Source organism: Aeromonas sp. QDB25 (assembly GCF_027707725.1).
In the GTDB taxonomy this organism is placed as follows: domain Bacteria; phylum Pseudomonadota; class Gammaproteobacteria; order Enterobacterales; family Aeromonadaceae; genus Aeromonas; species Aeromonas caviae.
The window spans coordinates 1-3,563 of record NZ_JAPCIZ010000152.1 but is presented as its reverse complement, the minus strand read 5'-3'; the positions used below and the strand labels follow the sequence as shown (position 1 = coordinate 3,563).

Here is a 3,563-nt window from a genome sequence, read left to right as displayed (position 1 = left end):
CGGCCGTCGTCACACGCGCTACTTCGTTCCTGGTCGATTTTCTGCCGATCCTCCGGCGCACGCTGACCCGCACCGGCTTTGTCATCGACCACATCCACTACTACGCCGATGCGCTCAAGCCGTGGATTGCGCGGCGTGAACGCTGGCCGTCCTTTCTGATCCGGCGCGATCCGCGCGACATCAGCCGTATCTGGGTCCTGGAACCGGAGGGACAGCACTACCTGGAAATTCCCTACCGTACCTTGTCGCACCCGGCTGTCACCCTCTGGGAACAACGGCAGGCGCTGATGAAATTGCGGCAGCAAGGGCGCGAACAGGTGGATGAGTCGGCGTTGTTCCGCATGATCGACCAGATGCGCAAAATCGTGACCACCGCGCAGAAGACCACGCGCAAGGCGCGGCGCGACGCAGATCGACGCCAGCATCTCAAGGCAACGGCACCGCCTGTCAAAGCCACGCCACCACCGGACGCTGACATGGATGACCAGCAGGCGGACAACCAGCCGCCCGCCAAACCGTTCGACCAGATTGAGGAGTGGTAGCCGTGGAAGAATATCCCATCATCGAGCTGTCCCACCTGCTGCCGGCGGCGCAGGGATTGGCCCGGCTGCCGGCGGACGAGCGCATCCAACGCCTTCGCGCCGACCGCTGGATCGGCTACCCCCGCGCGGTCGAGGCGCTGAACCGGCTGGAAACCCTGTATGCGTGGCCAAACAAGCAACGCATGCCCAACCTGCTGCTGGTCGGCCCGACCAACAACGGCAAGTCGATGATCGTCGAGAAGTTCCGGCGCACGCATCTGGCCAGCGCCGATGCCGACCAGGAGCACATCCCGGTGCTGGTCGTGCAGATGCCGTCCGAGCCGTCTGTGATCCGCTTCTACGTCGCGCTGCTCGCGGCGATGGGTGCGCCATTGCGACCGCGCCCACGACTGCCGGAAATGGAGCAACTGGCGCTGGCACTGCTGCGCAAGGTCGGCGTGCGCATTTTGGTGATCGACGAGTTGCACAACGTCCTGGCTGGTAACAGCGTCAACCGCCGGGAATTCCTCAATCTGCTGCGCTTCCTCGGCAACGAACTGCGCATCCCACTGGTCGGGGTTGGCACGCGCGACGCCTATCTGGCCATCCGCTCGGATGACCAGTTGGAAAACCGCTTCGAGCCGATGATGCTGCCGCTGTGGGAGGCCAACGACGATTGCTGCTCACTGCTGGCCAGCTTCGCCGCTTCGCTTCCTCTGCGGCGACCCTCGTCGATTGCCACGCTGGACATGGCCCGCTACCTGCTCACACGCAGCGAGGGCACCATAGGCGAACTGGCGCACTTGCTGATGGCAGCGGCCATCGTCGCCGTGGAGAGCTGCGAGGAAGCGATCAACCATCGCACGCTCAGCATGGCCGATTACACCGGTCCCAGCGAGCGGCGGCGGCAATTCGAGCGGGAACTGATGTGAAGCCAGCGCCACGCTGGCCACTGCATCCGGCTCCCAGGGAAGGCGAAGCCTTGTCTTCGTGGCTCAACCGCGTGGCCCTTTGCTATCACATGGAGGTGTCCGAGCTGCTGGAGCACGATCTTGGTCACGGTCAGGTTGATGACCTGGACACCGCGCCACCACTGGCGCTGCTGGAGATGCTCTCCCTGCGGAGCGGCATCGAGCCGGATCGGCTGCGTTGCATGAGTTTCGCCGGCTGGGTGCCTTGGCTACTGGACAGTCTTGATGATCAGATTCCAGATGCATTGGAAACCTATGCGTTCCAGCTCTCGGTGCTGCTGCCGAAACTCCGCCGTAGGACGCGATCCATCACGAGCTGGCGTGCCTGGCTGCCCAGCCAGCCGATACATCGCGCCTGTCCGCTCTGTCTGAACGACCCGGCAAACCAAGCCGTACTGCTTGCATGGAAGCTGCCCCTGATGCTGAGCTGCCCGCTGCATGGCTGCTGGCTGGAATCCTATTGGGGCGTGCCAGGGCGGTTTCTCGGCTGGGAGAACGCCGACGCCGAACCGCGCACCGCCAGCGACGCGATTGCGGCGATGGACCAGCGTACCTGGCAGGCACTGACAACCGGTCACGTGGAGCTGCCGCGCCGACGCATCCACGCTGGATTGTGGTTTCGGCTGCTACGCACGCTGCTCGATGAGCTGAACACCCCGCTTTCGGCGTGCGGAACCTACGCGGGGTATCTCCGCCAAGTCTGGCAAGGCTGCGGGCATCCGCTGCGTGCTGGGCAAAGTCTGTGGCGACCGTATGAAACCCTGAACCCGGCAGTACGGTTGCAGATGCTGGAGGCAGCGGCAGCGGCAATCAGCTTGATTGAGGTGAGGGATATAAGCCCGCCAGGCGAGCATGCAAAGCTGTTCTGGTCCGAGCCCCAAACCGGGTTCACCAGTGGTCTGCCGGCGAAAGCGCCGAAGCCCGAACCCGTCAATCACTGGCAACGGGCGGTCCAAGCTATCAGTGAGGCGATCATTGAAGCGCGGCACAACCCCGAGACGGCGCGCTCGCTGTTCGCCTTGGCTTCCTATGGTCGGCGCGACCCAGCTTCCCTGGAACAGTTGCGAGCCACCTTTGCAAAGGAAGGCATCCCCCCGGAATTTCTGTCACATTACGAGCCTGATGGACCCTTTGCATGTCTTAGACAGAATGACGGGTTAAGTGACAAATTTTGACGGCCAGAATTTTCCGGCGCACACTGTCACATAATCGAACGTATACGTGACGGGTGAAAAGGTGCTGATCGGCTACATGCGGGTATCGAAGGCGGACGGATCCCAGTCCACCAATTTGCAACGCGATGCGCTCATCGCCGCTGGTGTGAGCCTTGCGCACCTTTACGAGGATCTGGCCTCGGGCAGGCGCGATGATCGCCCAGGGTTGGCTGCTTGCCTGAAGGCGCTTCGTGAAGGGGACACGCTGATCGTGTGGAAGCTCGATCGGCTTGGCCGTGATCTGCGCCACCTGATCAACACCGTGCACGACCTAACTGCGCGTAGCGTGGGCCTGAAGGTCCTGACCGGTCACGGTGCGGCGGTCGACACGACGACTGCCGCCGGCAAGCTTGTGTTCGGTATTTTTGCCGCGCTGGCCGAGTTCGAGCGTGAGTTGATTTCCGAGCGAACAGTCGCTGGACTTATCTCGGCGCGCGCTCGCGGCAGGAAAGGGGGGCGCCCCTTCAAGATGACCGCCGCCAAGCTACGCCTGGCGATGGCCAGCATGGGGCAACCGGAAACCAAGGTGGGCGATCTCTGCGAAGAACTCGGGATTACCCGGCAGACGCTCTACCGGCACGTGTCGCCCAAGGGCGAACTGCGGCCAGACGGCGTAAAGCTGCTCTCCCTCGGTTCAGCCGCATAAATGGAGGCGACCTGGAACGGGGCGCTGTTCAGTGCGGCAACGATCCGATTACCGGTGTCGACCCAGAGCAGCCGTAGAGCTTTTGGGAAAGCTGTCGTTCAACGTTTGACATGAGGGGCGGCCAAGGGCGCCAGCCCTTGGACGTCCCCCTCGATGGAAGGGTTAGGCATCACTGCGTGTTCGCTCGAATGCCTGGCGTGTTTGAACCATG

4 protein-coding genes are annotated in these 3,563 nt (G+C 62.9%); all 4 read left to right on the top strand.

All coding sequences use genetic code 11. The annotated features are described in order from the left end of the window. A partial coding sequence (locus PG883_RS22850; protein ID WP_270808349.1) for a Mu transposase C-terminal domain-containing protein occupies positions 1-542 on the top strand: 542 nt, incomplete at its 5' end. A gap of 2 nt (positions 543-544) precedes the next feature. Further along, entirely contained in the window at positions 545-1,453 is a 909-nt protein-coding gene (locus PG883_RS22845; protein ID WP_028604704.1) for a TniB family NTP-binding protein, read from the top strand. Then, complete coding sequence (locus PG883_RS22840) at positions 1,450-2,667, top strand: TniQ family protein (RefSeq protein ID WP_230064635.1); 1,218 nt, start codon at positions 1,450-1,452, stop codon at positions 2,665-2,667. Before PG883_RS22845 ends, PG883_RS22840 begins: the two co-directional genes overlap by 4 nt. 61 nt (positions 2,668-2,728) lie before the next feature. Beyond that, positions 2,729-3,352 (top strand): recombinase family protein, encoded by a 624-nt coding sequence (locus tag PG883_RS22835; RefSeq protein ID WP_003155741.1) that lies wholly within the window; start codon positions 2,729-2,731, stop codon positions 3,350-3,352. The last annotated feature ends 211 nt before the right edge of the window (positions 3,353-3,563 follow it).